We start from the raw sequence: 26,633 nt of genomic DNA, 5'->3' as shown, positions 1-26,633 counted from the left end.
TTAGAGATTGGCTGTGAACCTTTAAACACTCTACTGGAGTATTACCATGTCTCTAAATGCTGAGATCAAAGCTCAAATCGTTGCTGACAACGCTCGTTGCGCCAACGACACCGGTTCCCCCGAAGTGCAAGTTGCCCTGCTGACTGCCCAGATCAACCATCTGCAAGGTCACTTCAAAGAGCACTCCAAGGACCACCACGGTCGTCGCGGTCTGCTGCGCATGGTTTCCCAGCGTCGTAAGCTGCTGGACTACCTGAAGCGTAAAGATTCCGAGCGTTATGCTGCTCTGATCGCCAAGCTGGGTCTGCGTCGTTAATCGACCATCAGATTTCGCGAAAAAGGGGAACCGTCAGGTTCCCCTTTTTTATTGCTCTGTCCCGTCCTGAATATGGTTTACACCTTTCCCCCCAATAAATGGAGAACCCGATGGGACAAGGTGTGAAACGGACACAACGCGATTACTCGCTGACTTTTAAACTGGCACTGGTCGAGCAGATTGAAAAAGGCGAGCTCACCTACAAACAGGCTCAGGTGCGTTATGGCATTCAGGGCCGCTCCACCGTTCTGGTATGGTTGCGTAAACATGGTCGGCAAGATTGGAGCCAGGGGGCTTCTGTGCGTGCCGGCAGGAGCATAACCATGCCTGACCCCGACAACCAGACGCCCGAACAGCGTATCAAGGAACTCGAGCAGCAGCTGGCGCTGATGAGTCAGAAGGCCCAGTTCTTTGAGGCCGTCGTCGATGTACTGAAGAATGACTACGGCGTCTCCATCGTAAAAAAGCGACCCGGCAAGTCCTCTCGCAGCGGCAAGTCGAGAAGCTGACCATCGTCAGGGCTTGCCTGTTTCTGGGGATAAGCCGGCAGGCTTACTACAAGCGCAATCGGGTCGCCGACGAGCGCCATGCACAGGGATTGCAGGTGGTGCGCTTCGTGCGTCAGGTTCGACTGCGACAACCGCGGGTCGGCACCCGCAAGCTGCATTATCTGCTGCAGGGTCAGGATGATGACGGGCTCAAGGTCGGGCGGGACAGGCTGTTTCGGATATTGACCGAGCACCGCCTGCTGGTGCTGCCCAGGCGTGCGTATCACAAGACCACCCACAGTTTTCACCGTTTCTACCGTCATCCCAACTTGCTCAAGGCGGGGCAAGAGCAGGTCACTCCGGTGGCCCCGGAGCAGGTCTGGGTCGCAGATATCACCTATCTGCCAGCCAGGAGCGGGCCGCTGTACCTGAGCCTGATGACGGATGCCTACTCACGCAAGATAGTGGGCCATCACGTGCACGAAGGGATGCACGCGGAGTCGGTGGCGATGGCGTTCAAGAAAGCACTGAAGCAACGGCGTGGCGACGGTGAACTCATCCATCACTCAGACCGCGGCGTGCAGTATTGCTCGGGACTGTATCAGTCATTACATGAACGGTACGGGGTGAAATGCTCGATGACGGATGGGTATGACTGTTACCAGAATGCGTTGGCGGAGCGGGTGAACGGGATTTTGAAAGGAGAGTTATTGTTGCAAAGCCCGCAGGATTTGACGCAAGCGCGGGAAATGGTGAGTGAGGCGGTGGATATTTACAACGCGGAGCGGCCACATCATGCGTTGAAATACAGAACCCCCGATGCGGTACATAGGGGGTTCTGAGTAGAGAAATGCTAGTTGAAAATGTGTAAACCTATTTCAGGACTAGACACTCTTCAAGCCGTTGCCTGCCTCACAGAATTCGCGTCGCCGCTTACCTTTTGCATCGAATCAAGTATACTTGTGCGCGAATTTAAAGAGCCAAATTGTAAAAAGGAAATTCACGTGAATCCTATTGTAAAGTCATTCCAGTACGGTCAACACACCGTCACTCTGGAAACCGGTGTGATGGCCCGTCAAGCCACTGCGGCCGTTATGGTCAGCATGGACGATACCTGCGTATTTGTGACCGTAGTCGGCAAGAAAGAGGCCGATCACGGCCGTGATTTCTTCCCGCTGACCGTCAACTACCAGGAGCGTACCTATGCTGCTGGTCGTATCCCGGGTGGTTTCTTCCGTCGTGAAGGCCGTCCGAGCGAAGGCGAGACCCTCATCTCCCGTCTGATCGACCGTCCTATTCGTCCGCTGTTCCCGGAAGGCTTCCTCAATGAGGTTCAGGTCGTTGCGACCGTAATGTCCGTGAATCCGGCCGTATCCCCCGACATCGTTGCCATGATCGGTGCCTCTGCTGCACTGGCCATCTCCGGTATCCCGTTTGGCGGCCCGATCGGTGCTGCTCGCGTGGGTTACATGAACGGTCAGTATGTGCTGAACCCGACCACCACCGAACTGCCGCAGAGCGATCTGGATCTGGTGGTTGCCGGTACTGCCAATGCCGTACTGATGGTTGAGTCCGAAGCGGCCATCCTTTCCGAAGAAGTGATGCTGGGCGCCGTGGTATACGGTCACGAGCAGATGCAGACCGTGATCAATGCGATCAACGAGTTTGCCGCTGCCGTCGGCACCAAGCCGTGGGACTGGACTCCGCCTGCCGTCAACGAAGCGCTGAAAGCCAAGGTTGCCGAGCTGGCGAGCGCCGAACTGGGTGAAGCCTACCGCATCACCGAGAAGGCTGTTCGTTACGAAACCATCGCGGCCATCAAGGGTCGTGTGGTTGAGCAAGTTATCGCTTCCGGCGTGGAAGAAGATGCCAAGAAGATCGGCGAAGAGTTCCACAGCCTGGAAAGCCGCATCGTTCGTGGTCGCGTAGTACGTGGTGAGCCGCGTATCGATGGTCGCGATCCGGAAATGATCCGCGCCCTGAGCGTAGGTACCGGTATTCTGCCCCGTGCTCACGGCTCTGCCCTGTTCACCCGTGGTGAAACTCAGGCCATCGTGGTCGCCACTCTGGGTACCGAGCGTGACGCCCAGAACATCGACGAGCTGACCGGCAACCGTGCCGATCGCTTCATGCTGCACTACAACTTCCCGCCATACTGCGTCGGTGAGACCGGCATGATGGGTAGCCCGAAGCGTCGTGAAATCGGTCACGGCCGTCTGGCCAAGCGCGGCGTTGCTGCTGTGATGCCGAGCGCCGCCGAGTTCCCGTACGTGGTGCGCGTGGTCTCTGAAATCACCGAATCCAACGGCTCCTCCTCCATGGCGTCTGTCTGTGGTTCCTCTCTGGCGCTGATGGATGCCGGTGTGCCGATCAAGGCCTCCGTGGCCGGTATCGCCATGGGCCTGGTGAAGGAAGAAGAAGGTTTCGTCGTGCTGTCCGACATTCTGGGTGACGAAGATCATCTGGGCGATATGGACTTCAAAGTAGCCGGTACCACCGAAGGTGTGACCGCGCTGCAGATGGACATCAAGATCGAAGGCATCACCAAAGAGATCATGGAGATTGCGCTGAAGCAAGCTCGTGGCGCTCGTCTGCACATCCTGAAAGTGATGGATGAAGCTATCCAGGCTCCCCGTGCCCAGATCTCCGATTTCGCACCGCGTATCCACACCATCAAGATCAATCCTGAGAAGATCAAGGACGTGATCGGTAAGGGTGGTTCCGTGATCCGTGCGCTGACCGAAGAGACCGGCACTAACATCGAGCTGGATGATGACGGTACTGTACGTATCTCCGCCGTGGCCAACGAAGCCGCCATGGAAGCGATCCGTCGCATCGAGGCTATCACCGCCGAGATCGAAGTGAACCGCATCTATGAAGGTAAAGTTGTTCGTCTGGCCGATTTCGGTGCATTCGTCAACATTCTGCCGGGCAAAGATGGTCTGGTACACATCTCCCAGATCACCGATGCTCGCGTGCAGAACGTGGCTGACCACCTGACCATCGGTGACGTGGTCAAGGTGAAGGTACTGGAAGTGGATCGTCAGGGCCGTGTACGTCTCTCCATCAAGGAAGCGAACGCCCCGACCGAAGCCGCTGCACCTGCTGCTGACGCCGCTCCGGCCGCTGAAGAAGCGCCTGCTGCAGAGTAATCTGCTCGCCTGATACCGGATTGGTTCCCGGTTGATGTAAAAAGTCCGGCTTCCCAATGGGAGCCGGACTTTTTTATGGGCAAAACGCGCGATAAGGGATTACTTGCCGAGGATGGCGTACTGCATCTCTTGCAAGGGGAGCACATGGCGGGCTGCTCCCAGCTTGATCGCCTCTTTGGGCATGCCGAAGACCACGCAGGAGGCCTCATCCTGGGCATAGGTGTTGGCACCCGCATCCAGCATCTCGCGCAATCCCCGGGCACCGTCATCCCCCATGCCGGTCATGATGATGCCGGTGGCATTCTTGCCGGCATATTTGGCGACGGAGCGAAACAGCACATCCACCGAAGGGCGATGGCGGTTGATAAGCGGCCCGTCGACCACCTCAACGTGATAGTAGGCACCGCTGCGTTTGAGCAGCATATGCTTGCCGCCGGGGGCAATCAGCGCCAGCCCCGGGATCACCCGGTCATTGTTCCTCGCCTCCCGCACTTCTATCTGGCAGACCCCGTTCAGGCGTTCTGCAAACATGGCGGTAAATTTCTCCGGCATGTGCTGCACGATGACAATGCCAGGGCTGACACGGGGCAAGGCAGTCAGCACGGCTTCCAGCGCTTGGGTACCGCCGGTCGAGGTGCCGATGGCGATGAGCCGCTCGGTGGTTTGTGCCATGGCGTGCTGGTTGGGCGCTAGCATGGCATCCGCGTTGAGTTTGGTGCTGACTGGTACAGAGGAGGGCTTGCCCACGCGCTTGAGGTTGGCCTGGGCCGCGGCACGTACCGCCATGGCCAGGTCGTGGGCAGATTCTTGCAGAAAGCTTTTTATCCCCATGGTCGGTTTGGTGATGATGTCCACCGCGCCGGCAGCCATTGCCTGCAAGGTGGTCTCGGCTCCCTTTTCGGTGAGGGAGGAGCAGATCACCACCGGGGTTGGATGCTCTGCCATGATCTTGGTGAGAAAGGTGATGCCATCCATACGGGGCATCTCCACATCGAGCACGATGACGTCAGGCCACTCTTTCTTCAGTTTTTCCTGGGCAAACAGGGGGTCCGATGCTGTGGCTATCACCCGGATATCAGGCTCCTGCTCCAGCACCGCTTGCAATACCTGTCTGACCACGGCGGAATCATCCACCAGCATGACCCGGATCTGCTTCATTCTCGCGACTCCCGTTGATGTGGCAGACGATGATGGCGGAGCCAGACACTGCCGTTGCTGAGCTCAAAGAGCAAGCTTCGGTGGCCGCTATGGCCAAGATGATGAGCCTTGATATCAAGGCCAAGGTGTCGGGTCAGCTGCCAGGCTGCCTGAATATTTTTGGTGGCGACATTGTTGTCGCTCTGTGCGTATTGAGGCTCGGTAAACATGTTGCCCCCCCCGAACAACTTGGCCTCATATTCATGGATAGGGGCGGGATAGTGACTGGCCGCTTGCAGCAACAAGGCGAGGGCCTCATCGGCATAGCGCCCATCCAGCTTGGCAGAGGGATTGCGCCGACTTGGCAGCATGTAGTGACACATTCCTCCCTGTTTCTGCTCCGGATGCCACAAGGTGATGGCAATACAGGAGCCCAGTACGGTTCGGACCACCACATCCTCCTTGCCAAAAAAGAGCTCTCCCGGTTGCAGGATCACCTCCCGTGCCATGACTTATCTCTTCTGATAGATGGAAGGAGAGACAAGCTGCAGGCCGTGGTGCAGGCCATGCAGGCTCTCTGCGTGGCTCACCAGCAGGTAGCCACCGGGTTTGAGTCTGGGTACCAGCCGCTGCAATACTTGCCCTTTGGTCTCCTTGTTGAAGTAGATCATCACGTTTCTGATAAAGATGACGTCAAACATGCCGATGTCCGGCAGATCCTGATTGAGGTTGATCTGCATGAACTGCACCTTGTCTCGCAACTTGCGATCGATGATGAAGATGCCCTCCTGCAAGCCCACACCCTTGAGACAATATTTCATCAAAAAGGGCAGTGGAATATTTTGCGCCCGCTCGATGGGGTAGCGCCCGCTCATCGCCTGTTCCAGCACCCGGGACGAGATATCGGAGGCTAGGATCTCCCAGTTGAAGGTACTGCGTTTTTCCGCGAGGGTCATGGCCAGACTGTAGGGCTCCTCGCCGGATGAGCTGGCAGCGCTCCAGACCCGCAGTGGTTGCTCGGGCGGGAGCGCTGAGACTATCTCCCGCGTCAGAAACTCGAAGTGTTTGGGCTCCCTGAAAAAGTAGGTTTCGTTGGTGGTAAGGAGATCAAGCGCCAGCTGCAGTTCGCTGCTGCGATCGTTCATGATGAGCTGGAAATAGTCGTCATAACTATCCAGCTCATAGTGGCAGAGGCGTTTCGCCAGGCGGCTGGCCACCAGCGCCTTCTTGGCAGGAGACAGCTCTATCCCCGCCGTTTGATGAAGCCAGCGTTGGAAACGGGAGAACTCATCATCATGCAGCTGGGTTTGATACAAAAAGCCGTCCCTCTACCTGTGTTGTCGGAGATGGGAGAGGCAACGCCTCTCCCGTGACTAGAACCGGACAAAATCGCCATCGCCGATGGGGCGTTGGACGGTGGCGGCTCGTTCCCGACTGTTGGCATTGCTCTCGTTCATAAAGCGACCTCGGGTATTGGGGTGAAGATGCGAGGTGGCTGCTTTACCTTCTTTGGCGTGGGCCTCCAGGGTAAAGAACTCCATGGCCAGTTGCAGCTGTTCAGCCTGGCTGCTCATCTCTTCTGCTGTGGCAGCCAGCTCTTCGCTACAAGAAGCGTTCTGCTGGGTAACCTGACTCAGCTGGCTCATCGCAAGGTTGATCTGGCTAACGCCGGTAGACTGCTCATTAGATGCGGCACTGATCTCCTGCACCAGATCCGAGGTCTTGTTGATGGAAGGAACCATCTGATCCAGCAAACGACCGGCTTTTTCCGCCATCTCGACACTGCTGGAGGCCAGCTCGCCAATCTCCTGGGCTGCAACCTGGCTGCGTTCGGCCAGTTTGCGCACCTCCGCCGCCACTACGGCAAAGCCTTTGCCGTGATCGCCTGCCCGCGCCGCTTCGATAGCTGCGTTGAGTGCCAGCAGGTTGGTCTGGTAGGCGATGTCATCGATGATGCCAATCCGTCTGGCGATCTGCTTCATGGCATCCACAGTCAGTTTGACCGCTTCTCCTCCCTCTACGGCTTCTTTGGCTGCCTTGCTGGCCATGCCATCGGTGACCTGGGCATTGTCGGTATTCTGGTTGATGCTGGCGCTCATCTGCTCGATGGAGGCGCTGGTCTCCTCCATGCTGGAGGCCTGTTCACTGCTGGATTGGCTGATCGACTGGGCTGTCGCGCTTACCTGCTCGGCGGCACTGGAGAGGTTGTCAGAGGCGCCGCGTACTTCGGTAACAATCTTGGTCAAGGAGGCGATGGTTGTATTGAGCGCATCCTTGGTGGTGCCAAACACGCCGGGGTAGTCCGCCTCAATCTGCTGGGTCAGATCCCCTTTTGCCAGACATTGCACGATCCGGATGACATCGTTGAGGGTACTGTCGATCACGTCGGCAATTTGATTGATCCCTTCTCCCATCGCCTGAAAGAAGCCGCTCTTGCCAGCAAGTTCCATCCTGCGGTGCAGCTCGCCATTGATCACGGCCTGCACAATGTCGGACATCTCTTTCTCTATCATTACCTCCTTGGTTCTGTCGGCCCATTCGACCACGGATCCCAACCGTTCTCCGGTATCGTTGAAGACCGGATTGGCGATCAGGGAGAAGGTGCGCCCCCCCAGCTGTATCTGGGTGCGGTAGGTGCTGTTGAGTTTGGCCAACATGGCGCGCTGATGGCCGGGATTTTTATGAAAGCTGTCGATGTTGGCGCCCATCAGCTGATTGGCGTTGAAGCTGTAGAGCTCTTTCTTGATGTCGGTCTCAGCCTGATTGAGCATGCCGGTCACAGCCTCGTTCATATAGATAATGTCGAGGTTGGTATCGGCAATCATCACGTTGGTGCTGGCGCAGTCGAGGGCTTTGCGAACCAGCTGGTTTTCATGGAGCAACATCTGATTCTTTTTAATGTCGTTGCGGCTCTGTTCCAGCTTGTCGCTGAGCAAGGTGACCACCTCGTTGATGGCATGTCCTACTTCACGCAAGGGACTGTCCATACCGGAAAGATCGAGTGGTGCTGGAACCTGCTCTGCCAGGACTGCATGTTGCAGCTGGCCGATTGCGTCGAGTAACTGGGTCCGCTGCCTCACTTCGGTGGCATTGTCTCCGAAGAGTTTTCCTAAGAGTGATTGGGTCATGAGCGTTTCCTTATGCTGCATGTCGTGGAGTATGGAGGCCTGTTCAGGAGGGTTGCAGGTTGCCTTGTGGCAACCTTGCCTGTGGCTGGGCCAGTTCGTTGAGTTGAGCCATCTCATCGAGTGACAACACTTTCCCGGTATCGATGAGGATGACGAATTTGCCGTTGACCTTGCCCATGCCGCTGATGAAATCGGCCCGGATGCGGGCACCAAAACTGGGTGGGGGCTCGATATCTGCTTGTGGGATACCCAGTACTTCCGATACGGAATCCACCACAACGCCAATATCCTGACCTAGAGGTTCATCGCCCTGCGGGGCCACCCCCTCAATAATGACGATGCAACTGCGGCGAGTGATGACCGAAGGTGCATTGCCAAAGCGGGCATTCAAGTCTACGACCGACACTACCGCTCCTCTGAGGTTGATTACGCCGCGAATAAAACCCGGCATCATCGGAACCGGAGTGATATTGCCGTATTCGATGATCTCTTTGACCCCCAGAATATTGATGGCGAACATCTCGTTGTTGATCAGAAATGTCAGGTACTGGGCATCGCCACTGCTCTCGTCAGCGGCCGCTGATGGCACCGTGATGTCGGTGGATGTATGCATGGTCGCCTCCGGTTAAAAGCGGACAAAATCCGCGTCATCAATGGAATGGGATGATGGTTGATTGGGCTGGCTGGCCCTTTGTGGGGGGGCGATGAAACTGCCTCTGGGAGGCATGCCCTTGTGGCCGGTTTCATTGGGCCTGGTGTTGAGCTGCGCACTTTTCTCCAGAGCAAAAAAGGCCATGGTTTGCTGCAGTTCGCTGGCTTGCGAGCTCATCTCTTCGGCCGTGGCCGCCAGCTCCTCGCTACTGGCCGCATTCTGCTGTGTCACTTGATTAAGCTGGTTCATGGCCAGACTAATCTGGTTGGCTGCGCTGGCCTGTTCACCTGAGGCGGCATTGATCTCTTGTACCAGATCAGAGGTTTTGCGAATGGAGGGGACGATCCTTTCCAGCAGGTTGCCAGCCCTCTCTGCCTTGCTGACGCTGTCGGAGGAGAGCTCGCCAATCTCCTGCGCAGCGATCTGGCTGCGTTCTGCCAGTTTTCTCACCTCGGCAGCAACCACCGCGAAGCCTTTGCCATGCTCTCCGGCGCGAGCCGCCTCGATGGCGGCGTTGAGGGCAAGCAGGTTGGTCTGGTAGGCAATGTCGTCGATGATGCTGACTTTCTTGGCGATTTGCTGCATGGCGGTCACCGTCTGTTGAACGGATTGGCCCCCTTCGGTGGCCTCCAACACCGAGTTGCTGGCCATGCTGTCGGTGATCTTGGCGTTCTCGGTGTTCTGATTGATGCTGGCGCTCATCTGCTCGATAGAGGCGCTGGTCTCTTCAACGCTGGCCGCTTGCTCGCTGGTGGCTTGGCTCAATGCCTGCGCCGTGTTGCTCACCTGATTGGAGGCATTGGTCAGGTTGTCGGCGGCGTTGCGTACCTCTTCGATGATATTGGTCAGCGCAGTGATGGTCCGGTTGAGGCCGTCTTTGGTCTGGCCGAAAATACCTGGGTAGGGCTCATCGATCCGTTGGGTCAGATCACCCTTGGAGAGCGCGGTGGCGATGCGCATCACATCTTCCAGGCTGGTATCTGTCACATGGGAGAGGCGATTCAGCAGCTCTGATACCCGCTTGATGTAGCCCTGACGATCCTCCAGCGCAATCTTGTGGCTGAAGTCGCCCTGTTCGACAGCGGCGGTGACCAGCGTCTCGATATCCGTGATCAAGGCCCCCAGTTTCTTGACCATGTTATTCATCGCCATCAAGAGCTGACCCGCTTCATCGTTGGAGTCTATCTGGATCGATACATCCAGATTGCCATCGGCCAGACTATTGGCCACGCGCAGAGCCTGTTCGATAGGGGTGACGATGCTTTGGATCAGCAGGGTGCCAAACCAGGCTGCGAGTGCGATGCCGACCGCGATAACCACCGCCATGGTTATCAGCATCACGTCATACCAGGATTGCGCTGCGGTATATTCCGACTTGGCCACATTGAGCTGCAGGTTGACCAGCTCGGTGATTTTGTTGCCTATCGGGTCGATGGAGCCATAGAGGGCACCGTCAAAATTGTTCAGCATGCCAGTAATCATGCCGTGCTGGGTGGTGAGGTATTTCTCCAGCTTGCCAATATCGGTATCAGCCGCGTTGAACAGGGTTGTCGCCTCGGCTGACAAACGCTGTTCATCCGGTGTGAGAGTGGTGGACTGGTAGTGATGCCACTCGTTTTTGATTGTCTGCTGGGCCTGTTGTATCTGCTTCAAAGCCTCTTCTGCCGGGATCAGCCCCGCATTGGCCTTGTTGAGGTTGTCGATGATCGAGACGGCATAGCTGTCGGAGATAGTCTTCAGCTGCTTGAGGGGAACCACCCTGTCGTTGTAAACGCGCTGCAACCCGGTATTGCTGCTCTGCATGTTGTATAACCCGAGGCTGCCAACGGCCAGCAGCAGCAGGCAGAGCATGCAGAGCAGTACAATAAGACGCAATTTGATGGTGGAATTTTTTAACATGATGGTCCCCTCAGTTGATGCTGGATTGAGGCAGGTTGCGCGACACTGTCAACCTGTTGAGCTGACAGGATTCCTGAGTGATTGCGTGCTGGATCAGCGAAGGAATGTCGAGGATCAGGGCGACCTCTCCCCCCCCCAGAATGGTTGAACCACTGATGCCCTGCAGGCGCTGGAACAATTTCCCCAACGGTTTGATGACGGTCTGGAATTCTCCCAGCAGTTCATCCACCACCAGTCCGGATTTTTTGCCTGCATGGCTGACCACGACAATGTTCTCGCGCCTCCCTTTGCTGCCATTGGTATCGAAGTAGTGTTGCAGGCGGATAAAGGGCAGCACCTCGCCACGCAAATTGATGTAATTGCGACCCTGGGTGTCGGACAGTGCACTCTGGGTCAATTCAACGCACTCGATCACCATATCGAGGGGAATGACGTAGTGGGTGTCGCAGACTCGCACCAGGAAGCCGTCGATGATGGCAAGGGTAAGCGGCAGGCGGATCTGCACACGGGTTCCTTTTCCCGGGATGCTGTCCAGATCGACCGTGCCGCGCAGGGCAGTGATGTTGCGTTTGACGACATCCATGCCAACCCCGCGACCGGAGAGGTTGGTTATCGCCTCGGCGGTAGAGAACCCCGGCTCGAAGATCAGGTTGTATATCTCCTGATCCGTCAGCGTGGTGGTTGGGTTGATCAGACCGCGCTCGATGGCTTTTTGCTGGATCCTGGCTTTGTTGAGACCTGCACCGTCATCCCGAATTTCGATGACGATACTGTTGGAGTCGTGATAGGCATTGAGATTCAGGGTGCCACGGGGGGGTTTTCCTGCCAGCAGCCGTTGCTCTGCCGATTCAATGCCATGATCCATCGAGTTTCTGACCAGATGCATCAGCGGATCGCCGATCTTCTCTACCACCGACTTGTCCAGTTCGGTCTCGGCTCCGGAGATCACCAGAGTGATATCCTTGTTCAGTTCCTGACTGACATCGCGCACCACCCGCTGGAAGCGGTTGAAGGTATCGCCGATAGGCACCATTCGCAGGCGCAGTGCACTGTCGCGGATCTCTTCCACCAGCATGGCAATGACCGAGGTGGCTTCCTGCAGCTGGCTTTCGCGGGTGCGTTGGGCCAGCAGATTGGCTCCTGAACTGGCGACTACCAACTCCCCGACCAGATTGATCAGATCGTCCAGCTTGTCGGCATGCACCCTGACGTAACGGCCCTCTTTGCTCTTGCTCTCCTTGGTCTGGTTCTGTTTTTTCAGGGCTGCATCGACGACGGCTTCGTTTACGGCACCCTGCGCAATCAGGATCTCCCCTAGTTTGGGCGCTTGTTCTGCCGGGGTCGCTTGTTGTGCCTGCAGACCGCTTGCTAACTCCTCTGCAGTCAGGGCGCCGGTGTTGACCAGCAACTGCCCAAGCATGGTGCTATCTTCCGGTAGCGACTCGATCAGGTTGATGAACTCGGCGATCTTGCTGTGGGGCGGCAAGATGGTGATCTGACAGTCATCTCTGACAAATTCAAAGACATCGCTGATGGCCGTCTTGTCTGCCTGCGAGTCGAAGTCTATCTCGTAGCCGAGGTAGCAATTCTCCGGATCGAACTGTTCCCAATCCGGTAGTGCCTGATGGATGGTCTCCACTGAACATATGGTTCCGAGGGTGCCGAGATAGCGCAGAAATGCGGCCGGATCCATGCCATTACGCAGCACATCGGGGCCAAAACGCAGGGAGATATGCCACAGGGAGGCGGAGCTGGTAATTCCTCCCTCTTTTTCGATCTTAGGTTCCGGCGTATGTACAGTATTTGGCAGCGTGGCATGGGGGACGCACTGATGACGGGTGAGAGCGAGCCTTAGCCGTTCATCCTGGTTGGCATCGCCATCGCTTAACGTGCTGCCCTGTTCTGCAACGACACTGATGAGCGTCTGGATGTGGTCACAGCTCTCCAGCAGATCCTTGATCAGAGGAGAGGTGACGGTGAGCTGCTGATTGCGGATCTGGTCTAGCAGATCCTCGACGATATGGGTAAACCCGACGATGGGTTGCAGACCAAACAGGCCAGCCGACCCCTTGATGGTATGAGCAGCACGGAAGATGGCTCCAATCAGCTCGCTATTGTCAGGGTCAGATTCCAGTGATAGAAGGGCTGACTCCATCTCTTCAAGCAACTCGCGTGCCTCGGCGATATAGGTTTGTAAAGCCTGATCAAGATCGATGCTCACGGTGACTCCTTGTCATGGTGGCTCAGGGCCGTTCGCCATGGGTGATGAGGGTGGGGTCGCCAAAAAAGGCCGAGAGCTGGCAGAGCTCCAGCAGTTCAAGCACAACATGGCTGTGCCAGACCAGTGCCAGGGAGGATCCTTGCTGCAGAGCGGTTTTCTTCGCTGCCAGCAGCAATTGCAGCCCGGCGCTGTCTATCTCGGATACAGCTGCCAGATTCAGCTCCAGTTCGTTCCCCTGATGCAATAAGGGCGAGAGAGCATCTTTCAGCTCGCTGACTGTATAAATGGTGATCTCGTCCGGCATGGTCACCACTACCTTGTTGTCGAGTAGCTCACTCTGTAGTTGCATGATGTGCTCCGGATCACGGCATGATGAGCTTGGCGACTGCGGCCAGCATCTGTTCGGGCTGGAAGGGTTTGACCACCCAGGCCTTGGCTCCTGCAGCTTGTCCCTCCTGCTTCTTGCTGTCCTGAGACTCGGTGGTCAGCATGATGACAGGGGTAAATTTGTAGTTGGCCAGCTTTTTGGCCTCTTTGACGAAGGTGATGCCATCCATGTTCGGCATATTGACGTCACTGATGATCAGGTTGATCTTCTTGCCATCTAGTTTGTTGAGCGCATCTTTGCCGTCAGAGGCTTCCATGACCTCATAACCGGCGCCCTTGAGGGTCATGCCCACGACTTGGCGAATAGTTGCCGAGTCATCCACGATCAGGATCGTTTTGCCCATATCTCTCTCCTAGAAAAATGTGATGTCGGCGCTGCTTGGTTGCGCGTTGACAGAACGGGTGGTGCGACCATGGTGAATATTGCGCTGTTCGTCGGTGGCGTATGAGAGCTCCATCTGTGCCAGCCAGCGATTGGCATCGATCTGGATTGGCCCTGTCGCATTGCTGCTTTGCTCCGAAGCAACCAGATGGCTGGAGAGGCTCTCCATGTTTTGTCTGACGTGGCTGAGGATCTGGCTGACCCTGTCTTGAAATTGCAACGAGACAATGACACTGGAGATTTCGCGATGGATATCGGTGCTCTCGTTTTGCAGCAGGGAGGCGGATTCCGCCAGGCTGTCAGTGGCATGGCGAAAACGGGCCAGCACCTGTTCGATTGTCTGCTCCGAATTGAGCGCCGAGGCGTGATCCCGTGCGGCAGCATTTTCGGCAATCTGGAAGGCGCGACCGATAGCAGTATTGATGGTATCAACCTTGTCGGTCATCTTCTGGGCGGTTTCGCTGGAGAGGCGGGAGAGGTTGCGCACTTCATCAGCGACCACAGCAAAGCCACGGCCTGCTTCCCCTGCACGAGCCGCTTCAATGGCGGCGTTGAGGGCCAGCAGGTTGGTCTGGGAGGCGATTTTGGCCACATCCATGGCCATGGTGTTGAGCTCTATGGTGTAGGTGGTCAGGCTTTTTATCTCACCCAGCATGGCGTCCCGATTGGCTTGGGCGGAGTGCAGGATGGCCACTACCTCATTGAGTTGCTGCTGGCTCTCGCTCAAGACTCCTGCCATGCCACGGGAATTGGCATCACCCAGTTCTCCGGCTGCCAGATGAGAAGCATTGACTGCTTCCTCCAGCTTGTTGGCCAAGCCGTTGAAGCGTTGGGTCAGGTCAATCATCGCGGCTTCGGTTTGTTGACGAGAGCTTTCAATTTGCTGGGACCAGATAGGTAGAGCCTTCTCGCACACCTGTTCGAGCCCGATGATGGAGTGGGCGAGAGGATCGGTTGCGACGGTTTGTTCCTCTCCGGCACGATGTCGATGTGTGTGCTGGTGGAAGTGACTCGATGTCCAGAGCGCGGCTGCAATGGCAACCAGCACATTGAGCAGCAGATAGAGAGGTGACAACGCATCGGCAAGCTGCAGCAACAGGCAGCTCAGCAGAGCAAGCCCGATGCAGCAAATCCAGCAAACCGGTTCCCAAAGCGGTGTGTTCACGCCACTTTTGTGTTGTGCCATACGTAGCTTATCCCTGTGCAATTATTTGGTAAGAGGTAAAGGCGCAGGACCGAAACAGTCATGGTGCCCCTTGACGCTCTTTTCTTTATTTATAGTTGGCACAATAAGGTTAGCGGAAAAAAATTAATTGGCTGCAAATCGGAGTTGTTTGTATCAGCGATTGCCGTATCAAGCGGCTTGCGAGGTGGGGGGGCAGAGCTAGGTGGGGATGAAAAGGAGAGAAGGAGCCTGAGGATTCAGGCTCCTGATGAGGATCACGCCTCGTTGGCGTGAGCCTTCTGGCAACCTTCCACGGCGTGGGCAATCAGTTCCAGCGCGCTCTTGTCACACGGGGGCAGTTCGGCATCGCACGCCTTGATAGGGGTGACGCGATCGCCCCACTTGATGATGGCGGCCCCCCAGGTCAGGCCGGCACCGAAAGCGGCGGTCAGCAGATAGGAGTTCGGCTTGACGCGGCCCTGCTCCAGCGCTTCGCAAAGGGCGATGGGCACAGTGGCGGCGGAGGTGTTGCCATAGTTTTCGATGTTGACCATCACCTTCTCCATCGGCGCATTCATCCGTTTGGCGAGGGTCTCGATGATGCGGATATTGGCCTGATGGGGAACGATCAGGTCGACCTGCTCCGGCGCAATACCGGCCTGTGCCAGCACAGTGCTGGTGGCTTCCACCATGCCGCGCACGGCGCGTTTGAAGATCTCCGGCCCTTCGAAGTTGAAGGTGAACAGCCCATCGATATCGGCAAAACGCACCCGATCGGTACCGAAGTTTGGTACGTGCAGGATCTCACGCGCTTCGCTGTCACAGCCCAGCTTGTTGGCGATCAGGCCACACTCCTGCTCGCTCGCCTCGATTACCACGGCACCGGCACCATCGCCAAACAGCACGGCGGTATCGCGGCGCGCCCAGTCCAGCAGGTAGGTGAGGCGCTCGGCGCCGATCACCAGCACCTTCTTCATCATGCCGGTCTGCACCAGCGAGGTGGCGACGGAGAGGGAATAGACGAAACCGGTGCAGGCCGCGTTGAGGTCAAACACGGCCGCATTGACGGCGCCCAGCTTCTTCTGCACCGCAGAGGCGGCACTTGGTAGCAGGTTGTCCGGGGTGGCGGTGGCCAGGATGATGCCATCTAGATCGCTCGCTTCCAGACCTGCGCAGGCCAGCGCGCGGCGACCGGCCAGGGTGGCGAGATCCGAGGTGCTGACATGGGAGATCCGGCGGGCCTTGATGCCGGTGCGCGGATAGATCCACTCGTCTGACGTATCCATGATGGTGCTGAGGTCGTCGTTGGTCAGCACGGAGGGAGGCAGGCATTTGCCCCAGCCGGTGATATTGGCGTATTTCATCTTGTTACCGCTTCTCAAAGTGGATCGCCCGCGGGCGGAAAATCGTGCAATTATGCCGTACAAGACAACCACTGTCATCTTGTGGTCATGGTTATGTGCGGGGGGATCCGCTTTGCCATCTGGTCGCAAAGGGCTGCAATGTGCCGAACATGGCAGGAAATTTTGCTTAAAACGCGGGACTCCTCTGCCCTAAGATAGGCGTTTCGCTACCGATGAGGGTATCTCCTTGCTCAGAGCCAATCTCAACTTGTTGCCGACCCTCAAGGTGCTGCTGGAGACGCGCAATATCAGCCGCGCCGCCGAGCTGCTGCACCTGAGCCAGCCCTCCATCAGCAAGCAGCTTGCCCAGTTGCGCAGCGAGTTTGACGACGAGTTGCTGGTGCGGGAGGGGCAACGCTGGCTGCTGACGCCACGGGCCGAACTGTTGGCCGCCCAGCTGGCGGATTCTCTCAGTGCGCTGGAGCGGCTCTACGAGGCGCCCGGATTTGACCCGAGCCGCTGCGAGCGGGTATTTCGACTCGCCTCTTCTGATTATGTGGCCCAGCATATCCTGCCCGATATCTGTGCCGCGCTCGCCAAAGAGGCGCCGTTGGCGGCGCTGGAGTACAGCCTGTGGGACAAACGTCAGCTGCCGCAACTGTGGCAGTCCGAGCTCGATCTGGTCTCCACCATCACCGAGCAGGTACCGGAGCAGATCCGTGGTCTGCATCAGGGGGAAGATCGGCTGGCGGTGCTGATGGGATGTCACCACCCGTTGGCAGGCAAGACGCTTAATCTCGATGACTATCTCGCCTGGCCTCACCTGCAGGTGAGTGGCGGTGGTGACAAGGACAGCCCGGTTGAGCAGGTATTGGCGCCGCAGGGACTGAGTCGGCGCTGGTTTGCCAGAGTTCCCTTCTTTCAGGCTGCGGTTGAGGTGTTGCTGCGCACCGATTGCCTGATGACCACTCCGGCTCATATCGCCTGGCAGCTATCCTGTGGCCATGAGCTCACCTTTGTCGATCTGCCATTTGCTACCCGCGACCAGCAGTATCATCTGCTGTGGCATCAGCGCCATCATCAGGATCCGGCTCACCGCTGGTTTCGCGAGCTGGCCTACCCCTTCCTGCGGGATCACCTGCAACATACCGTCGGCGAGAGTCGCAAGCTGCTCGATCTCGGCGGTTAGCCCAGTCAGTTGTGTGGCACCATAGCCATTGGTTATGGAATCTATTCATAACTTTCACTACTGGCATAATGGCTCAGCCCGTACCCTGAATACAGGTCATCATATCGAGCATATAAAGAGGAAATACATGGAACTGACGAGTTGGCTGGCACTGGCCGCAATCTGCGTGATGGGCGCCATCAGCCCGGGGCCGAGTCTGGCGCTGATCATCCGCAACACGGTGCAGGGTGGGCAGGGGCATGGCGTCGCAACCGCGCTCGGCCACGGCTTCGGGGTTGGTATCTATGCGCTGGTTACCGCACTGGGCCTCTCCATTTTGATCACCCAGACCCCGATCTTGTTTGATCTTATCCGCTACGGCGGTGCAGCGTTTCTTGCCTGGCTTGGGGTGAAAGCCCTGCTGGCAAAACCAGCCAGTGGTGAAGCGAGTGAAGAGGTGCACCAGCTGCGTGGTCGGCAAGGGGCCTTTGAAGGTTTTATGGTGGCCTTCCTCAATCCCCAGCTGGCGGTCTTCTTCATCGCCCTGTTCAGCCAGTTTGTGCGGGCCGATACCGGTTGGAGCGAAGGGGGCATCATGATGCTTACCGCTGGCGGGATCGATGCAGTCTGGTACGTGCTGGTGGCGCTGGTGCTCTCCCGCGGGCCGGTGCTGGCGTGGCTTAAAGCCAAATCCTTTGTCATCGACAAGGTGAGCGGGCTGGTGCTGCTCGGGCTGGCACTCAAGGTAGTTATCTAATCCTGCATTTCGCAGATACCTTAAGCGGGATCAAGGCACGCGGGTGGTGAATGGGCTAGAGTAGCGCCCATTTGCTGTCCGCCCTGATCCCGAGACCATGCACCAGAACAAGCACCCGTTAAGCCACAACAACCGGTTGGAGCTGCTGGCTCCGGCCAAGAACCTCGCCTACGGCATCGAAGCCATCAACCATGGGGCCGATGCCGTCTACATGGGGGGCCCAGCCTTTGGCGCCCGCAGTGCGGCGGGCAACTCCATCGAGGATATCGAAGCGCTGGCACGTCACGCCCACCGTTTCGGCGCCCAGGTCTTTGTCGCCTTCAACACCCTGCTGCACGATCATGAGCTGGAGCAGGCCCGGCGCCTGACCCACCAAATTTATGAAGCCGGTGCCGATGCGCTCATCGTCCAGGATATGGGGCTGCTGGCGCTGGATCTGCCACCCATCGCGCTTCATGCCAGTACCCAGACTGACAACCGCACGCCGGAGAAGGTGAAATTTCTGCAGGATGTGGGCTTCTCTCAGGTGGTGCTGGCGCGCGAACTGTCGCTGGCGCAGATCCGCGAGATCAGTGCGGCGACCAATGTGCAGCTGGAGTTTTTTATCCACGGCGCGCTCTGCGTTTCCTACAGCGGCCAGTGCAACATCAGCCATGCCCGTACCGGCCGCAGTGCCAACCGTGGTGAGTGTGCCCAGCTCTGCCGTCTGCCCTGCTCGCTGCAAAAGCCGGATGGCGAAGTACTGGTGGCCGACAGCCACCTGCTGTCACTCAAGGATATGGATCAGACAGACAACCTGGAGGCCTTGATCGAGGCGGGGATCCGCTCCTTCAAGATTGAAGGGCGCCTCAAGGGGCTCGACTACGTCAAGAACGTCACCGCCTGGTATCGGCAGAAGCTGGACGCCATTCTGGATAGTCGCTCCGATTTGGTGACTGCCTCTGCTGGCCGTTGCAGCTACAGCTTCACGCCAGATCCCAAAAAGAGCTTCAACCGCGGCAGCACCGATTACTTCCTCCATGGCCGCCAGCAGGGGATCGACTCCACCAAGAGCCCGAAGTATGTTGGCGAGCCGCTGGGGCGTGTTACCAAGGTGACCCGTGACGGCATCGAGATCGACGGCAAACAGGTCACCCTCAACAACGGCGACGGTCTGGGCTTCTTCAAGCCGAATAACGAGCTGGTGGGGATGCGCCTCAACAAAGTCGAAGGTAAGCAGTTACTCCTGTCAGAGCGCATGCCGGGGCTGAAGGTGGGGACAGAAATCTACCGCAACCACGATCAGGCGTTCAGCAAGATGCTGGAGAAGGCGAGCGCGGATCGCCGCATCCGGGTCGATATGGTGCTGGCAGAGTGCGATGAGGGCGTGATTCTCACGCTCACCGACGAGCAGGGCATCAGTGCCGCGGTGGCCCTGCCTTGCGACAAACAGCCTGCCGACAACCCGGAGCGGGCGTTGCAGCAGGCGCGGGATCAACTTGGCAAACTCGGCAATACCCTGTTTGTGGCGCGCAAGATTGAGTTGGTAGTAACGAGGCCGCTATTTATCGCCGCATCACAGCTCAACGGTTTGCGCCGGGAGGGCATCGCCGCGCTGGAGGCGGCACGGGTGGCCAGCTACCAGCGCCCCGAGCGACGCATCGCCCTACGGGATATCAACTATCCCCAGCACCGTCTCTCCTACCTTGGCAATGTGCTGAACAGCGCGGCCGAGCAGTTCTTCCGCAAACACGGGGTGGAGCGCATTGCCCCTGCCTATGAGGCGAACAAGGAGGAGCGGGAAGTGGTGCTGATGATCACCAAGCATTGCATCCGCTATAGCCAGAACCTCTGCCCGAACGAGGTGCCCGGTCTCAAGGCCGAGCCGCTGGAACTCAAGATGGGTAAAGACACCTTCCGCCTGCGTTTTGACTGTAACCGCTGCGAAATGCATGTGATGGGCAGCCTGAAACGCTGATCAATGAGCCCCTTTCTCCATCCGGGAAGGGGCAATTTTTTATCGCAGGTTCTCTGCCTACCCTCCTTTAATTGCCCCTCTCCAGCGCCAGCAGCGCTTTTTTGATCTCCAATCCCCCCGCATAGCCGGTCAGGCTGCCGTTTTGGCCGTTCACCCGATGGCAGGGGACGATGATCGAGAGCGGATTGCGGCCGTTCGCCGCGCCCACTGCCCGCACCGCATCGGATTTGCCGATGGCGCGGGCAATATCGCTGTAGCTGCGGGTCTCGCCGTAGGGGATGTCGCACAATGCTTGCCACACCGCCTGCTGAAAGGCGGTACCACGGGCGGCAAGGGGCAGGGAGAAACGCTGCAAGCGACCGGCAAAATAGGCGTCAAATTCGGCGAGGAAGGGAGCCAGCGCTTCGTGATCTTGCTGCCAGCCACTCATATCGGGCAGTGCCCGCAGGCCCGCCACAAAGTCCACGTGCACCAGACCAGATTCATTGATGGCGACCAGCAGATCGCCGCAGCGGGTCGGCAGAATATCGTATCGGATCATGGTGTTATCTCCTGTTGTTGGGTATCTGGCTGTTGTTCGTTGCCAGTGGCACGGAGCAGCAAATCGGGCGCTTCGCTCATGGCGTGCCACAGCCAGCTGGCCGCATAGCTGCGCCACGGTTGCCACGCCGCACTTTGCGCCAACACCTCTTTCACCGGCAGCTTGGTGCCGCCTCCGAGTGCCTTTTGCAGTACCAGATCGGAGGCGGGGAAGGCATCGGTATCCATCCCGCAGCGCAGCCGCCAGTAAGAGACCGTCCAGGGGCCTATGCCCGGCAGCGCCAGCAACTGCTCATCACTGGCTGTCGTGAGGGTCAGCTCGCCGCTGGCCAGCGCCTGTGCCACGCCCCGCAGGGTGCGAATACGGCTGCCGGGCATGCCGATGCCGTCGAGATCGAGTTCGCACAACTGGGCGGTGGTCGGTAGTTGCGCCACCCCGAATTGCGCCTCGGTGCGGGCCACCAGTCGCCCGAGTATGGTGATGGCCCCCTTGACCGAGACCTGCTGGCCGACGATGGCGCGCAGCATCACCTCGTATTCGTCCCAGCCACCCGGAAGCCGTACGCCGGGCCAGCGCGCCTGCAAGCGGGCGAGCAGCAGATCCTGACCGAGCAGATCACCGATCCGCTGCATATCGGCATCGAGATCCCACATCCGGCGCACCCGGTAGAGCAGATCGGGCAGTGTCGCGAGCGGCAGATCATGGACGGTGAGTTGCAGGCTGTGCCCCTTGCCCTGCGCGATACGCACCAGCGCGACCTGATCGCCGACCCGGTAGCGCCGCTCATACACCTCGCCATCTACCCGCTCCAGCCCCGGGATTGCCCGCATCCGGTAAAACGCCAGCATGGCCGCCACGTCATACGGGGGGCGATAGGGCAGTTGCAGCGTCAGGGTTGCGCCGCGCGGCTGCGCGCTCATGTGCTCTGGCGCATGATCCTCTTGTTGGCGCAGGATGCGCGGGGCCAGTCCGTAGGCGTTGAGCCAGGCGTCATTGAAGCGGCGGATGCTGGCAAAGCCGGCGGCAAACGCGATGTCGGTAATGGGCAGCCCGGTTTCAGTCAGCAGCCGTTTCGCGAGCAGCAGGCGGCGCGTCTGCTCCACCTGTTTTGGTGAGGCGCCGAGATGTTGCTCGAACTGGCGGCGTAGCGTGCGTTCGCTGATCCCGGCCTCAGCGGCGAGTTCAGCGAGCGTGCCCTCCGCCAGCTCTCCGCGATCGATGCGTGCCAGCAGACGTGCCAGTTCAACCGGCAGATCGCCACGGGCGGCGGGGGCCAGCTCAGGGCGGCAGCGCAGACAGGGGCGCAACCCATACTGCTCGGCGGCCGCGGAGCTTTGGAAGTAGCGCACATTGTGCTCGTGCGGTGGCCGTGCCGGGCAGACCGGCCGGCAGTAGATGCCGGTCGAGAGCACGCCGGTAAAGAAGCGGCCATCAAAGCGAGCATCGCGGGCGAGCCGTGCGGCGTGACACTGCTCACGGCTGAGGGTGTTGCTCACCTCATTCGGTGACGACTCTGGGCTGGGCTTTGCATTCATGGTGTTGGCGGCTTTGCTGGAATAGATGGCAAGAGAGTAAGGGGGCTCGGGGGCCATGACTAGCCAGAAACGGACAGGGATAGCAAAAATTGGCGAAAGGTTTTTTTACTCTTTCGTTGCACGGTTGGGTTTCACTCTTCGCTCCGTTGTTGTTCATGTATCGCGGCTCGACAGAAGGGGGCATAACGGATGTCGATTGGCCTAGCTTTATTTGCTTAGCGAGATTAGTGGCGGTGAAAACTGCTTAAAAATTAATAACAGATCACATAATTATCTTTTTTACATTGAGTGTGGCGATTTAGTGTTGTTCAATCGAGTCAGTTAATTTTTTATGATTATTAAGTCATCGCATTTGCGGCCCAGGGCCGACCAATAACAACAACACTTGCCAAGGATGATAAGTGAACGACTGTAAGGCATGGGCCCATTGCCGGGGGTTTAGTCTGATCGAGTTGTTGATCGCCATGACGGTTGTCAGTATTCTCGCGGCCATCGCGTTGCCAGCGTATCAGGGTTATCTGCAACAGGGACGTCGTTACGAAGCACAGCAGCAATTGCTGGAGCAGGCGCTCGCCCTCGAACGTATCTATACCCAACACGGGCGTTATCCCGCCACGTTTGCCACCCCTTCCAACACGGATTTCTACCAGTTCAGCTACAGCCAGCAAGACGCTGGTGACTACCTGCTCAAAGCCATTCCAACGACGCGACAACAGGATGAGTGCGGCACTCTGACCCTTGATCAGACCGGTTATCGCGCGGCCAATCGCCATGACTGCTGGGGATCATAAGATGAATGTGCGCGGATTTACTCTGATTGAGTTGATGATCACGGTCGGCATCGCCGCCATTTTGCTATTGGTCGGGTTGCCCTCCATGAGTCAGCGCCTCGCGGCCGAACGGCTCGATCGCAGTGCGACCGAACTCGCTTCAGCCTACCGCTTTGCCCGCAGCGAAGCGGTCAAGCTGACCCTGCCGGTGGTACTGCAGGGCACCGAGAACGGTGGCTGGGAGGTGATGGCTGACAGCAAGTTGCTGCGTCAGGCAGCAGCACCTGCTGGCGGAGTGGTGATCAAGCCGTTTGACCCCATCCAGATCGCGCCAACCGGCAGCAGCAGCCACGCCGAGATCATTCTGGCCAATCGCCTCGGTGAGCAGCGGGTGCTCTGCGTGGCCCCGAGCGGCCAGCTGCTGCAAGGGAGCTGCTCATGAGACACGCCGCACTTGCCCGCCAGCAGGGCTTCAATCTGGTGGAGATCATGGTCTCCATGGTGTTGGCGGTGATGGTGTTTCTCGGTCTCGCCAAGGGGCAGGTGGTCTCGTTGCAGCAGGCGCATTACAGCTTGCAGAGCACGCTGGCTACGATCGAGGCGAGCAACAGCGTGGAGCAGATCTGGAGCTCGCTGTGCGAAGTGCAGCGCAAGCCCGAGCGGTTCACTCAGGCCGATTTTCTTGCCCGCTTCATCCTGCAGGATGGCCACCGGCTGGTGCTGCCGAACCGTTATAGCGACAACTTTGTGGTCGCTATCGAGTGGCAGGATGAGCGGGTCTCCGGCGCCAAGCGGGTGGAGTTGAACGCAGGATTTCCGCCTTTATGCTGAGCGTCCCCTCACGGCAACGAGGCGTCAGTCTCGTCGAGCTGATGATCTCCATGGTGCTCGGTCTGATGCTGATGCTGGCGATTTTTGCCGGTTACGCCCCGATCAAGAGCACGGTCGAGCAGAGCAAGGCGCTGGAGCAGGCGAACGAGGTGTTGCGCTTTGCCACTCTCACCTTTACCAACAGCATCAAGCAGGCGGATCAGCTGATAGCGGTCACCCCTGATCGCCTGACGCTGGCTTTCAAGGTAGAGGGGGGCAGTCAGGTGCTCTCCTGCCTTGGCAACCAGAAAACCGCCGATTTTACCGAGCAGTACCGCTTCACGCCGCCGGTACTCAGTTGCGATGACGGGGATGGCCCGCGCCTGTTGTTGGCCCATCTTCAGGATCTTGAATTCGGCCAGCAGGGGGCGCTGGTCAATATCCGCATCTTGCCCGAAGGGCTGCCCAGCTATCTGGCGCCGGGAGTCGAGGTGCAGGTGGCCCGCCGCAAGGCGGTCTGGGCGGCAGCGTTGGCCACATCCGGTGCCAACGCCACAGCAGGGGGAGCGGGATGAACAAGGGATTGCAGGGGCAGCGGGGAGCCGTACTGCTGGTGGTGTTGGTGGTGAGCCTGCTGTCGAGTCTGCTGGTGTTTACCAGCATTCAGGAGAACCAGTTGCAGACTCGCCTGAGCGGCAATTTTCACAAGAAGATCAATGCGCAGCTCAGTGCCGAGCAGGGGATGAACGAGAGTTATCGAGCCCTGCATCAGGCCCTTGGCGCCGAACCGCGCATCGAGTGGGCTCAACTGGTGCAGAAGGTGCCTGGCAAGGGGGAAGGAGCCATGGCGGGCAGCCGCTTCAGCATCGAGCAGCTTGATGCCTCCGCCGGCAGCAAGCTGGCGTTGCAGAGCCATGGCCGCTATCTGGAGGGGAATGCCAGCCTCAACGCGCTGTTTGCCCTCAAGCGCGAACCCGGCAATCTCATCTTTCAGGATTCGGTGGTGGCGTGTGAAGGGTTGAGCCTCTCCGGTAGCGGTTTTATCGACAGCTATGACTCGCGCAAGGGGGCGTACAAGGAGTTTGTTTCCGGGACTCTTAATCAGGGGCAAAACGCCAAGGTGGCGACCGTCAGCGACAAGGCCAATGTAGTGCTCGCCGGGCACTCCCCCATTTGGGGTGATGTGCGGGCGACCGGCTCGGTGACCTTGAACGGCTCTTCACCTGTTGCAGGTAATGTACTTGCTGGCGGCGATATCACCATTTCTCCCTCTGATGGGGTCGTCAGGGTTGAGGGCAGCGTAAACGGGAGTGGAAATTTTGCCTTGCAAGGGGGGCATATTGCCGGAGCTGTTGCGATCAATGGTGATGTTTCTATGGGTCATGGCACAAGCATTGCTGGCGACAAGTTGAACTATGGTGGGAACGGGGCATTCCTTGATGCCAAGCATCAGAAGTATCTGGATCCCCAATACCGCACTCACCCCAAGCTGCCACCGGTAGCCGGACAGGTGTGTGACCCGCTCAATGTGGCCGCGTTGCCCAAATCGTTTCCCCCTGCAACATTGCCTATTAATGGCCCGTTGACGCTTGGGGCCACCCAGCAGATGGTGCTGACCACGGATCCTGCCACTGGCTCGGTCACCAGCAACAACCAGCATAAGCCCGGGCTGCCGCTACCCGGCAAGGGGGAGTTGTTTGGCAAGGAGCAGACCGTTTACAAGCTCGACAGCCTCAATATGGGGGCCGATGCCAGTCTCACCATCAAGGGGGATGTGGTGCTGCTGATCGACAAGGATTTCACCATGACTGGCAGCAACAAGTTGACGGTGAGCGAGGGGAGCAGTCTGACCCTGATCGTCAGCGGCAAGGTTGATCTCGGGGCCGGTGCCGAGGTGACGGCAGCCAAGCAGGGGCTGACCGCTGGCGGTACGCCCGCTATCTCCATCTATTCCGCGTATAGCGGCAAGGATGGGATCAAGCTGTCGGGCAATACGCCGCTTTATGCCGCCCTCTATGCCCCGCTCACCGAGATGAAGATCAGCGGAAGTGGTGGTCTGTACGGGGCGGTGCGGGCAAAACACCTGACCGAGAGTGGCGCGGGCGGTGTGCACTATGACGAGGCGCTGGGCATGGCAGATTTGGGCGAAGATCAGGGGCCGCCTCCGACACTGGCACTGCGGCAGTGGCACTTTGTGCAGTGAGGCTGGCGAGCCGCTAAAAAGGATCGAACGGGGCGCGCAACTGTGAGAAGGTGGAGATCTGTCCACCCAGTCGTTCACTGTTGAGGAGTGCTCCATGCCAGGCCCCGCTCGTGCCGGTGCCCTGATCTATGCCAAGGATCCGGGCCTGCTGACCCACTTTTACCGTACGCTGCTGCAGATGGTGGTCTGCAGTCAGGATGAGCAGCTGGTGGTGCTGGAAAACAGCGATATCCAGCTGCTGATCCACGCCATTCCTGCGCCCTATGCCGGGCAAGTTGTTATCAAGCGGCCGCCGGAATTGCGGGAAGAGGGGGCCATCAAGCTCTTCTTCACCGTCTCCAGCCTCGCCTGGGTGGAAGCGAAGGCGGCGGATCTCGGCGGCGGCCTGCTGCCACAGCAGTGGACAGGGCCTGGCTTTGTGGTGCGCAACGCCTTCGACCCGGAGGGCAATATCCTGCAACTGCGCGAGTTGCTGGGTTCCCCTGATCCTCTCTGAATTTTCTCTTTTTACAGCATGGTGGTGGCGTGCTGTGCCATGCACCGCCATAAAAATGAACCGCCATAAAAACGGGGCCCTGTAGTGGTCAACTAAAAAGGCCCCGTTCTGCTGTTAGCTTACTGC

General features: G+C 58.3%; 25 protein-coding genes. 12 read left to right on the top strand and 13 right to left on the bottom strand.

Translation table 11 applies throughout. The features are described 5' to 3' along the window. The first annotated feature begins 46 nt into the window (after nt 1–46). From rpsO to pnp, 3 genes are all read left to right on the top strand, one after another. A complete protein-coding gene (gene rpsO / locus I6L49_RS11315; RefSeq protein WP_005338797.1) occupies nt 47–316 on the top strand; it encodes a 30S ribosomal protein S15 in 270 nt (89 codons plus the stop codon). Nucleotides 317–426: 110 nt separating this feature from the next. Continuing rightward, nucleotides 427–1,646, top strand: a protein-coding gene (locus I6L49_RS11310; RefSeq protein ID WP_216949568.1) for an IS3 family transposase whose coding sequence is annotated in 2 segments (ribosomal slippage) — nt 427–775 and nt 775–1,646 — 1,221 coding nt in all. Because the reading frame shifts where the segments join, the coding sequence is not laid out codon by codon here. A 162-nt stretch (nt 1,647–1,808) separates the two neighbouring features. Then, on the top strand, nt 1,809–3,956 hold the full coding sequence (gene pnp / locus I6L49_RS11305; protein ID WP_005338796.1) for a polyribonucleotide nucleotidyltransferase: 2,148 nt from the start codon (nt 1,809–1,811) through the stop codon (nt 3,954–3,956). Between the two features lie 99 nt (nt 3,957–4,055). Here the strand turns inward: pnp and I6L49_RS11300 are convergent, their stop codons facing one another. The 11 genes from I6L49_RS11300 to I6L49_RS11250 all read right to left on the bottom strand — a co-directional run bounded on the left by I6L49_RS11300 (nt 4,056) and on the right by I6L49_RS11250 (nt 16,291). Further along, nucleotides 4,056–5,114: a chemotaxis response regulator protein-glutamate methylesterase gene (locus tag I6L49_RS11300; RefSeq protein WP_005338795.1), complete on the bottom strand. Its 1,059-nt coding sequence runs from the start codon at nt 5,112–5,114 to the stop codon at nt 4,056–4,058. Continuing rightward, nucleotides 5,111–5,602 (bottom strand): chemoreceptor glutamine deamidase CheD, encoded by a 492-nt coding sequence (cheD, locus tag I6L49_RS11295; RefSeq protein ID WP_113739041.1) that lies wholly within the window; start codon nt 5,600–5,602, stop codon nt 5,111–5,113. Before cheD ends, I6L49_RS11300 begins: the two co-directional genes overlap by 4 nt. A 3-nt stretch (nt 5,603–5,605) precedes the next feature. Further along, nucleotides 5,606–6,409 carry a protein-glutamate O-methyltransferase CheR gene (locus I6L49_RS11290; protein ID WP_040068586.1) on the bottom strand — a complete coding sequence of 268 codons (804 nt, stop codon included), beginning with the start codon at nt 6,407–6,409 and terminating at the stop codon, nt 5,606–5,608. A gap of 57 nt (nt 6,410–6,466) precedes the next feature. After that, the gene (locus tag I6L49_RS11285) at nt 6,467–8,221 is read right to left on the bottom strand and encodes a methyl-accepting chemotaxis protein (RefSeq protein WP_216949567.1); all 1,755 of its coding nucleotides are present in this window, start codon (nt 8,219–8,221) and stop codon (nt 6,467–6,469) included. 43 nt (nt 8,222–8,264) lie between these two features. Next, complete coding sequence (locus I6L49_RS11280) at nt 8,265–8,834, bottom strand: chemotaxis protein CheW (protein ID WP_110303373.1); 570 nt, start codon at nt 8,832–8,834, stop codon at nt 8,265–8,267. A 12-nt stretch (nt 8,835–8,846) separates the two neighbouring features. Continuing rightward, complete coding sequence (locus I6L49_RS11275) at nt 8,847–10,772, bottom strand: methyl-accepting chemotaxis protein (protein ID WP_216949566.1); 1,926 nt, start codon at nt 10,770–10,772, stop codon at nt 8,847–8,849. A gap of 10 nt (nt 10,773–10,782) precedes the next feature. Continuing rightward, on the bottom strand, nt 10,783–12,993 hold the full coding sequence (locus I6L49_RS11270) for a chemotaxis protein CheA (RefSeq protein ID WP_216949565.1): 2,211 nt from the start codon (nt 12,991–12,993) through the stop codon (nt 10,783–10,785). A gap of 22 nt (nt 12,994–13,015) precedes the next feature. Beyond that, nucleotides 13,016–13,342, bottom strand: a complete 327-nt coding sequence (locus I6L49_RS11265; protein WP_005358513.1) for an STAS domain-containing protein — start codon at nt 13,340–13,342, stop codon at nt 13,016–13,018. A 13-nt stretch (nt 13,343–13,355) separates the two neighbouring features. Further along, on the bottom strand, nt 13,356–13,724 hold the full coding sequence (locus tag I6L49_RS11260) for a response regulator (protein ID WP_005338778.1): 369 nt from the start codon (nt 13,722–13,724) through the stop codon (nt 13,356–13,358). A 9-nt stretch (nt 13,725–13,733) separates the two neighbouring features. Further along, nucleotides 13,734–14,417: a methyl-accepting chemotaxis protein gene (locus tag I6L49_RS21065; protein WP_254127609.1), complete on the bottom strand. Its 684-nt coding sequence runs from the start codon at nt 14,415–14,417 to the stop codon at nt 13,734–13,736. Between the two features lie 785 nt (nt 14,418–15,202). Then, the gene (locus I6L49_RS11250; protein WP_216949563.1) at nt 15,203–16,291 is read right to left on the bottom strand and encodes a ketoacyl-ACP synthase III; all 1,089 of its coding nucleotides are present in this window, start codon (nt 16,289–16,291) and stop codon (nt 15,203–15,205) included. 226 nt (nt 16,292–16,517) lie between these two features. Here I6L49_RS11250 and I6L49_RS11245 point away from each other — a divergent pair, with 226 nt between their 5' ends. The 3 genes from I6L49_RS11245 (at nt 16,518) to I6L49_RS11235 (ending at nt 20,152) form a co-directional block, all read left to right on the top strand. After that, nucleotides 16,518–17,459, top strand: coding sequence for a LysR family transcriptional regulator (locus tag I6L49_RS11245; protein WP_216949562.1), 942 nt, complete (start codon nt 16,518–16,520; stop codon nt 17,457–17,459). 127 nt (nt 17,460–17,586) lie between these two features. Then, complete coding sequence (locus I6L49_RS11240; protein ID WP_139428824.1) at nt 17,587–18,195, top strand: LysE family translocator; 609 nt, start codon at nt 17,587–17,589, stop codon at nt 18,193–18,195. A 97-nt stretch (nt 18,196–18,292) separates the two neighbouring features. Next, entirely contained in the window at nt 18,293–20,152 is a 1,860-nt protein-coding gene (locus I6L49_RS11235) for a U32 family peptidase (RefSeq protein ID WP_216949561.1), read from the top strand. 67 nt (nt 20,153–20,219) lie between these two features. Here the strand turns inward: I6L49_RS11235 and I6L49_RS11230 are convergent, their stop codons facing one another. Beyond that, the gene (locus I6L49_RS11230; protein WP_216949560.1) at nt 20,220–20,693 is read right to left on the bottom strand and encodes a methylated-DNA--[protein]-cysteine S-methyltransferase; all 474 of its coding nucleotides are present in this window, start codon (nt 20,691–20,693) and stop codon (nt 20,220–20,222) included. Then, on the bottom strand, nt 20,690–22,228 hold the full coding sequence (locus I6L49_RS11225) for an AlkA N-terminal domain-containing protein (RefSeq protein WP_216949559.1): 1,539 nt from the start codon (nt 22,226–22,228) through the stop codon (nt 20,690–20,692). The genes I6L49_RS11230 and I6L49_RS11225 overlap by 4 nt, the downstream gene beginning before the upstream one ends. 401 nt (nt 22,229–22,629) lie before the next feature. On the opposite strand from I6L49_RS11225, the gene I6L49_RS11220 reads away from it, so the two are divergent. The 6 genes from I6L49_RS11220 to I6L49_RS11195 all read left to right on the top strand — a co-directional run bounded on the left by I6L49_RS11220 (nt 22,630) and on the right by I6L49_RS11195 (nt 26,507). After that, nucleotides 22,630–23,019, top strand: a complete 390-nt coding sequence (locus I6L49_RS11220; protein WP_124930088.1) for a type IV pilin protein — start codon at nt 22,630–22,632, stop codon at nt 23,017–23,019. A 1-nt stretch (nt 23,020) separates the two neighbouring features. Next, on the top strand, nt 23,021–23,440 hold the full coding sequence (locus I6L49_RS11215; RefSeq protein ID WP_005338751.1) for a GspH/FimT family pseudopilin: 420 nt from the start codon (nt 23,021–23,023) through the stop codon (nt 23,438–23,440). Beyond that, nucleotides 23,437–23,829 (top strand): prepilin-type N-terminal cleavage/methylation domain-containing protein, encoded by a 393-nt coding sequence (locus tag I6L49_RS11210; RefSeq protein WP_088870005.1) that lies wholly within the window; start codon nt 23,437–23,439, stop codon nt 23,827–23,829. Before I6L49_RS11215 ends, I6L49_RS11210 begins: the two co-directional genes overlap by 4 nt. Then, nucleotides 23,823–24,383 (top strand): PilW family protein, encoded by a 561-nt coding sequence (locus I6L49_RS11205; RefSeq protein ID WP_005338746.1) that lies wholly within the window; start codon nt 23,823–23,825, stop codon nt 24,381–24,383. Before I6L49_RS11210 ends, I6L49_RS11205 begins: the two co-directional genes overlap by 7 nt. Beyond that, a complete protein-coding gene (locus I6L49_RS11200) occupies nt 24,380–26,011 on the top strand; it encodes a hypothetical protein (RefSeq protein ID WP_216949558.1) in 1,632 nt (543 codons plus the stop codon). Before I6L49_RS11205 ends, I6L49_RS11200 begins: the two co-directional genes overlap by 4 nt. A gap of 94 nt (nt 26,012–26,105) precedes the next feature. Next, nucleotides 26,106–26,507, top strand: a complete 402-nt coding sequence (locus I6L49_RS11195; protein ID WP_216949557.1) for a glyoxalase/bleomycin resistance/dioxygenase family protein — start codon at nt 26,106–26,108, stop codon at nt 26,505–26,507. Nucleotides 26,508–26,633: the final 126 nt, after the last annotated feature.

The sequence above is a fragment of the Aeromonas sp. FDAARGOS 1419 genome (genome assembly GCF_019047045.1).
Lineage (GTDB): Bacteria > Pseudomonadota > Gammaproteobacteria > Enterobacterales > Aeromonadaceae > Aeromonas > Aeromonas veronii.
This window is presented reverse-complemented; position numbering and strand designations above follow the sequence as displayed.

What these genes read in the sequence shown, in the direction of transcription:
- rpsO (WP_005338797.1), top strand. Translation starts at nt 47, where the DNA reads ATGTCTCTAAATGCTGAGATCAAAGCTCAAATCGTTGCTGACAACGCT.
- I6L49_RS11300 (WP_005338795.1), bottom strand. Translation starts at nt 5,114, where the DNA reads ATGAAGCAGATCCGGGTCATGCTGGTGGATGATTCCGCCGTGGTCAGA.
- cheD (WP_113739041.1), bottom strand. Translation starts at nt 5,602, where the DNA reads ATGGCACGGGAGGTGATCCTGCAACCGGGAGAGCTCTTTTTTGGCAAG.
- I6L49_RS11285 (WP_216949567.1), bottom strand. Translation starts at nt 8,221, where the DNA reads ATGACCCAATCACTCTTAGGAAAACTCTTCGGAGACAATGCCACCGAA.
- I6L49_RS11280 (WP_110303373.1), bottom strand. Translation starts at nt 8,834, where the DNA reads ATGCATACATCCACCGACATCACGGTGCCATCAGCGGCCGCTGACGAG.
- I6L49_RS11275 (WP_216949566.1), bottom strand. Translation starts at nt 10,772, where the DNA reads ATGTTAAAAAATTCCACCATCAAATTGCGTCTTATTGTACTGCTCTGC.
- I6L49_RS11265 (WP_005358513.1), bottom strand. Translation starts at nt 13,342, where the DNA reads ATGCAACTACAGAGTGAGCTACTCGACAACAAGGTAGTGGTGACCATG.
- I6L49_RS11260 (WP_005338778.1), bottom strand. Translation starts at nt 13,724, where the DNA reads ATGGGCAAAACGATCCTGATCGTGGATGACTCGGCAACTATTCGCCAA.
- I6L49_RS21065 (WP_254127609.1), bottom strand. Translation starts at nt 14,417, where the DNA reads ATGCTGGGTGAGATAAAAAGCCTGACCACCTACACCATAGAGCTCAAC.
- I6L49_RS11250 (WP_216949563.1), bottom strand. Translation starts at nt 16,291, where the DNA reads ATGAAATACGCCAATATCACCGGCTGGGGCAAATGCCTGCCTCCCTCC.
- I6L49_RS11240 (WP_139428824.1), top strand. Translation starts at nt 17,587, where the DNA reads ATGGAACTGACGAGTTGGCTGGCACTGGCCGCAATCTGCGTGATGGGC.
- I6L49_RS11235 (WP_216949561.1), top strand. Translation starts at nt 18,293, where the DNA reads ATGCACCAGAACAAGCACCCGTTAAGCCACAACAACCGGTTGGAGCTG.
- I6L49_RS11230 (WP_216949560.1), bottom strand. Translation starts at nt 20,693, where the DNA reads ATGATCCGATACGATATTCTGCCGACCCGCTGCGGCGATCTGCTGGTC.
- I6L49_RS11225 (WP_216949559.1), bottom strand. Translation starts at nt 22,228, where the DNA reads ATGAATGCAAAGCCCAGCCCAGAGTCGTCACCGAATGAGGTGAGCAAC.
- I6L49_RS11215 (WP_005338751.1), top strand. Translation starts at nt 23,021, where the DNA reads ATGAATGTGCGCGGATTTACTCTGATTGAGTTGATGATCACGGTCGGC.
- I6L49_RS11210 (WP_088870005.1), top strand. Translation starts at nt 23,437, where the DNA reads ATGAGACACGCCGCACTTGCCCGCCAGCAGGGCTTCAATCTGGTGGAG.
- I6L49_RS11205 (WP_005338746.1), top strand. Translation starts at nt 23,823, where the DNA reads ATGCTGAGCGTCCCCTCACGGCAACGAGGCGTCAGTCTCGTCGAGCTG.
- I6L49_RS11200 (WP_216949558.1), top strand. Translation starts at nt 24,380, where the DNA reads ATGAACAAGGGATTGCAGGGGCAGCGGGGAGCCGTACTGCTGGTGGTG.
- I6L49_RS11195 (WP_216949557.1), top strand. Translation starts at nt 26,106, where the DNA reads ATGCCAGGCCCCGCTCGTGCCGGTGCCCTGATCTATGCCAAGGATCCG.